Consider the following 5,153-nt stretch of genomic DNA (forward strand, 5'->3'; position numbering starts at 1 on the left):
GACTGGGCTGAGCTTGATAAGCTGAAATCGCTGGAAAGTGGTACAAAAATGGTACGAGCTAAAAGCCAGTAACGCCAAGAGTGCCGAAACTCAAAGGGTTTACGTTACATGTGCGGATTAGCAGGAGAGTTACGTTTCACCCCCATCGACCAAGCCCCTCGCCCAGCCGACCTGGCTGCGGTAGAGCGCATGACCCATCACCTGGCCCCGCGTGGCCCGGATGCCTGGGGCTTCCATAGCCAAGGCCCGATCGCCCTTGGCCATCGGCGCCTGAAAATCATGGACCTGTCCGACGGCTCGGCGCAGCCAATGGTCGACAACACCCTTGGCCTGTCACTGGCCTTCAACGGCGCCATCTACAACTTCCCCGAGCTGCGCCAGGAACTGCAAGACCTGGGCTACAGCTTCTGGTCCGACGGCGACACCGAGGTGCTGCTCAAGGGCTACCATGCCTGGGGCGCGGCCTTGCTGCCCAAGCTCAACGGCATGTTCGCCCTGGCCATCTGGGAACGCGACAACCAGCGCCTGTTCCTGGCCCGCGACCGCCTGGGCGTCAAACCCCTGTACCTGTCGCGCAATGGCGAGCGCCTGCGCTTTGCATCGACCCTGCCAGCGCTGCTCAAAGGTGGCGACATCGACCCGATGCTCGACCCGGTGGCGCTCAACCACTACCTGAACTTCCATGCCGTGGTACCGGCACCGCGTACCCTGCTGGCCAACGTGCAGAAGCTGGAACCGGGCACCTGGATGCGCATCGACCGCCATGGCGAAGTCGAACGCCAGACCTGGTGGACGCTGCATTACGGCCCCCACCCGGACGAGCGTGAACTGGACCTTGAAGGCTGGACCACCCGGGTACTCGATGCCACCCGCGATGCCGTAGCCATTCGGCAGCGGGCCGCCGTGGACGTAGGCGTACTGCTGTCCGGCGGGGTCGATTCCAGCTTGCTGGTCGGCCTGCTGCGCGAAGTGGGCGTGGACGACCTGTCGACCTTCTCCATCGGCTTCGAGGACGCCGGCGGCGAGCGCGGCAACGAGTTCGAGTATTCCGACCTGATCGCCAGGCATTACGGCACCCGCCATCACCAGTTGCGCATCGCCGAGCACGAGATCATCGACCAGCTGCCAGCGGCCTTCCGCGCCATGAGCGAGCCGATGGTCAGCCACGACTGCATCGCCTTCTACCTGCTGTCGCGGGAAGTGGCCAAGCACTGCAAGGGCGTGCAGAGCGGCCAGGGCGCCGACGAGCTGTTTGCCGGCTACCACTGGTACCCGCAGGTGGACGGCGCCGAGGATGCGTTCGGGGCCTACCGCGACGCCTTCTTCGACCGCAGCCACGCCGAATACCGCGACACCGTACAGGCGCCTTGGCTGCTGGAAACCGACGCAGCCGGCGACTTCGTGCGCGAACATTTCGCCCGCCCCGGCGCAGCGGATGCCGTGGACAAGGCCCTGCGCCTGGACAGCACGGTGATGCTGGTGGAAGACCCGGTCAAACGGGTGGACAACATGACCATGGCCTGGGGCCTGGAGGCACGCACGCCGTTCCTCGACTACCGCCTGGTAGAGCTGTCGGCGCGTATTCCAGCGCGTTTCAAGCTGCCTGACGGCGGCAAGCAGGTGCTCAAGCAAGCGGCCCGTCGGGTGATCCCGCATGAAGTGATCGACCGCAAGAAGGGCTACTTCCCGGTGCCAGGCCTGAAGCACCTGGAAGGTGCGACCCTGGGCTGGGTGCGCGAGCTGCTGACCGACCCCAGCCAGGACCGCGGTTTGTTCAACCCGGCCATGCTCGACCGCTTGCTGAGCAACCCGCACGGCCAGCTGACGCCGCTGCGTGGCTCCAAATTGTGGCAGCTGGCTGCGCTGAACCTGTGGCTGAGCGAACAAGGAATCTGACCGATGAAAGCCCACGAAATCGCTTACGGTCAGCGCCTGCTGCGCGGCCAGGCGCCGTCCTACGAGCGCCTGCAGGCGCGCCTGGCCGGCGACGGCAGCCAGCCCCACGACCAGCCGCGTGCCGTGCACTGCGGCTGGGGCCGGTTGCTGATTGGCCACACCTACCCGGACCCGAACAGCCTGGCCGACGAACTGCTGGACGAGCGCCCGGGCGAGCGCGATATCGCCTTGTACGTGGCAGCACCGCAGCAGGTGCTGGCGCAAGCGCCGCAACAGCTGTTCCTCGACCCGTCCGACACCCTGCGCCTGTGGTTCACCGACTATCGCCCGGCGCAGCGTGTTTTTCGCGGTTTTCGTGTACGCCGGGCGCAGAACCCCGCCGACTGGCAAGCCATCAACACCTTGTATCAGGCCCGCGGCATGTTGCCGGTCGATGCCGATCGGCTGACGCCTCGGCACCTCGGCGGCCCGGTGTACTGGCTGGCGGAGGACGAAGACAGCGGCGCGGTAATCGGCAGCGTCATGGGCCTCAACCACAGCAAGGCGTTCGATGACCCCGAGCACGGCAGCAGCCTGTGGTGCCTGGCCGTGGACCCGCACTGCACCCGTCCCGGGGTGGGTGAAGTGCTGGTGCGCCACTTGATCGAACACTTCATGAGCCGTGGCCTGGCCTACCTGGACCTGTCGGTGCTGCACGACAACCGCCAGGCCAAGCGCCTGTACCAGAAGCTGGGCTTTCGCAACCTGCCCACCTTCGCGGTCAAGCGCAAGAACGGCATCAACGAACCCCTGTTCCTGGGCCCCGGCCCGCAGGCCGACCTGAACCCGTATGCGCGCATCATCGTTGACGAAGCGTTGCGCCGAGGTATCGAAGTGCAGGTGGACGATGCCGCAGGCGGGCTGTTCACCCTGAGCCTGGGCGGGCGCCGCATTCGCTGCCGTGAATCGCTAAGCGACCTGACCAGCGCCGTGACCATGACCCTGTGCCAGGACAAGCGCCTGACCCAGCATGCGCTGCACAACGCCGGGCTGCAGGTGCCCGCGCAACAACTGGCCGGCAACGCCGACGACAACCTGGCATTTCTCGACGAGCATGGCGCGGTGGTGGTCAAACCGGTGGATGGCGAGCAAGGCCAGGGCGTTGCCGTGAACCTGACCTGTATCGACGATATCACCCGCGCTGTGGCCCACGCCCGCCAGTTCGACAGCCGCGTGCTGCTGGAGAGCTTCCATGCCGGGCATGACCTGCGCATCGTGGTGATCGGCTATGAAGTGGTGGCCGCCGCCATCCGCCACCCGGCGCAAGTGCTGGGCGATGGCAAGCACAGCGTGCGCCAGTTGATCGAAGCCCAGAGCCGTCGGCGCCAGGCTGCTACGGCAGGCGAGAGCCGGATCCCGCTGGACGACGAGACCGAACGCACGTTGCACGCTGCGGGTTTTGGCTATGACGACGTGTTGCCCGCCGGCCAGCGCCTGGCGGTACGGCGCACTGCCAACCTGCACACCGGTGGCACCCTGGAAGACGTGACCGCACGCCTGCACCCGGTGCTGGCCGACGCCGCCGTGCGCGCTGCACGGGCACTGGAAATTCCGGTGGTGGGGCTGGACTTCATGGTCCGCGACGCCGAGCAGGCCGAGTACGTGATCATCGAGGCCAATGAACGCGCCGGGTTGGCCAACCATGAACCGCAGCCAACGGCCGAGCGTTTTATCGACCTGCTGTTTCCGCATAGCCGGCCTTTGGCGTAAACCAGTCCCGGCCTCTTCGCGGCGGTTCGACGCCTCGATGAACCCGCTCCCACAGGGATATCACCGACCCTGGGGGCGCGCCTTACCCGCGAAGAGGCCGGCACAGGAGTAGAGGAGCACCCAACATGTCCGAACGACACCCCGAACCCGATCTCGACTACCTCAAGCGCGTACTCCTGGAGATGCTCGCCATCCCCAGCCCCACGGGCTTTACCGACACAATCGTGCGCTACGTGGCCGAGCGCCTCGACGAGCTGGGCATCCCCTTCGAGCTGACCCGCCGTGGCACCATCCGCGCCACCCTCAAGGGCCGGCAAACATCGCCCGACCGCGCTGTATCCGCCCACCTGGACACCATTGGCGCCAGCGTGCGCCAGTTGCAGGACAACGGCCGCCTGGCCCTGGCACCGGTCGGCTGCTGGTCCAGCCGCTTCGCCGAGGGCAGCCGGGTCAGTGTATTCACCGACACCGGCGTATTCCGTGGCAGCGTGCTGCCGCTGATGGCCAGCGGGCATGCCTTCAACACCGCCATCGACCAGATGCCGATCAGCTGGGACCACGTCGAGGTACGCCTGGACGCCTATTGCGCCACCCGCGCCGACTGCGAGGCGCTGGGCGTGAGCATTGGTGACTTCGTCGCCTTCGACCCGCTGCCCGAGTTCACAGAAAGCGGCCATATCAGTGCCCGCCACCTGGACGACAAGGCTGGCGTGGCAGCGTTGCTGGCGGCATTGAAGGCGGTTGTTGAAAGCGGTCGCCAGCCGCTGATCGACTGCCACCCGCTGTTCACCATCACCGAGGAGACCGGCTCAGGTGCAGCCGGCGCCCTGCCCTGGGACGTCAGCGAGTTCGTCGGTATCGACATCGCCCCGGTGGCGCCCGGGCAGGCCTCCAGCGAGCATGCGGTGAGCGTGGCCATGCAGGACTCGTCGGGGCCTTACGACTACCACCTGTCCCGGCACCTGTTGAAACTGGCCGGCGACCACGACCTGCCGGTGCGGCGCGACCTGTTCCGCTATTACTTCAGCGATGCCCATTCGGCGGTGACCGCGGGGCATGATATTCGTACCGCCTTGGTGGCGTTCGGCTGCGATGCCACCCATGGCTATGAGCGCACACATATCGACAGCCTGGCGGCGCTTAGCCGGCTGCTGTCGGCGTACCTGCTGAGCCCGCCGGTGTTTGCCAGTGATTCACAGCCGGCCAACGCGTCGCTGGAGCGCTTCAGCCATCAGCTGGAGCATGATGCTCAGATGGAAAGCGATACGCGGGTGCCGGCGGTGGATAGCCTGGTAGGTAATAAAGGCTGATGGCCTAGGGGCTGCAATGCGGCCCCAAACCATCAGATGTTTCGCGTAGCATGCCTACACCACTTCCAGACAAGTCACACCATGCTGATCCCCTACGAACAACTGCAAGCCGAAACCCTTACCCGCCTGATCGAGGACTTCGTCACCCGCGACGGCACCGACAACGGCGACGACACCCCGCTGGAAACCCGCGTGCTG

4 protein-coding genes are annotated in these 5,153 nt (G+C 65.9%); all 4 read left to right on the forward strand.

Going from position 1 to position 5,153, the window contains the following annotated elements:
* Positions 1-108 precede the first annotated feature (108 nt).
* Positions 109-1,896: an N-acetylglutaminylglutamine amidotransferase gene (locus HP546_RS25510; RefSeq protein ID WP_172231180.1), complete on the forward strand. Its 1,788-nt coding sequence runs from the start codon at positions 109-111 to the stop codon at positions 1,894-1,896.
* A gap of 3 nt (positions 1,897-1,899) precedes the next feature.
* Entirely contained in the window at positions 1,900-3,645 is a 1,746-nt protein-coding gene (gene ngg / locus HP546_RS25515; RefSeq protein ID WP_172231183.1) for an N-acetylglutaminylglutamine synthetase, read from the forward strand.
* Positions 3,646-3,770: 125 nt separating this feature from the next.
* Complete coding sequence (locus tag HP546_RS25520) at positions 3,771-4,955, forward strand: osmoprotectant NAGGN system M42 family peptidase (protein ID WP_172231186.1); 1,185 nt, start codon at positions 3,771-3,773, stop codon at positions 4,953-4,955.
* Between the two features lie 81 nt (positions 4,956-5,036).
* On the forward strand, positions 5,037-5,153 hold a 117-nt coding region (locus HP546_RS25525; protein ID WP_172231189.1), incomplete at its 3' end, for a YheU family protein.

Origin of the sequence: Pseudomonas sp. CM25 (assembly GCF_013179705.1) — a bacterium.
Classification (GTDB): Bacteria; Pseudomonadota; Gammaproteobacteria; order Pseudomonadales; family Pseudomonadaceae; genus Aquipseudomonas.

Excerpts from the sequence above, each read along its gene's own strand:
- HP546_RS25510 (WP_172231180.1), top strand. The coding sequence starts at position 109 with ATGTGCGGATTAGCAGGAGAGTTACGTTTCACCCCCATCGACCAAGCC.
- ngg (WP_172231183.1), top strand. The coding sequence starts at position 1,900 with ATGAAAGCCCACGAAATCGCTTACGGTCAGCGCCTGCTGCGCGGCCAG.
- HP546_RS25520 (WP_172231186.1), top strand. The coding sequence starts at position 3,771 with ATGTCCGAACGACACCCCGAACCCGATCTCGACTACCTCAAGCGCGTA.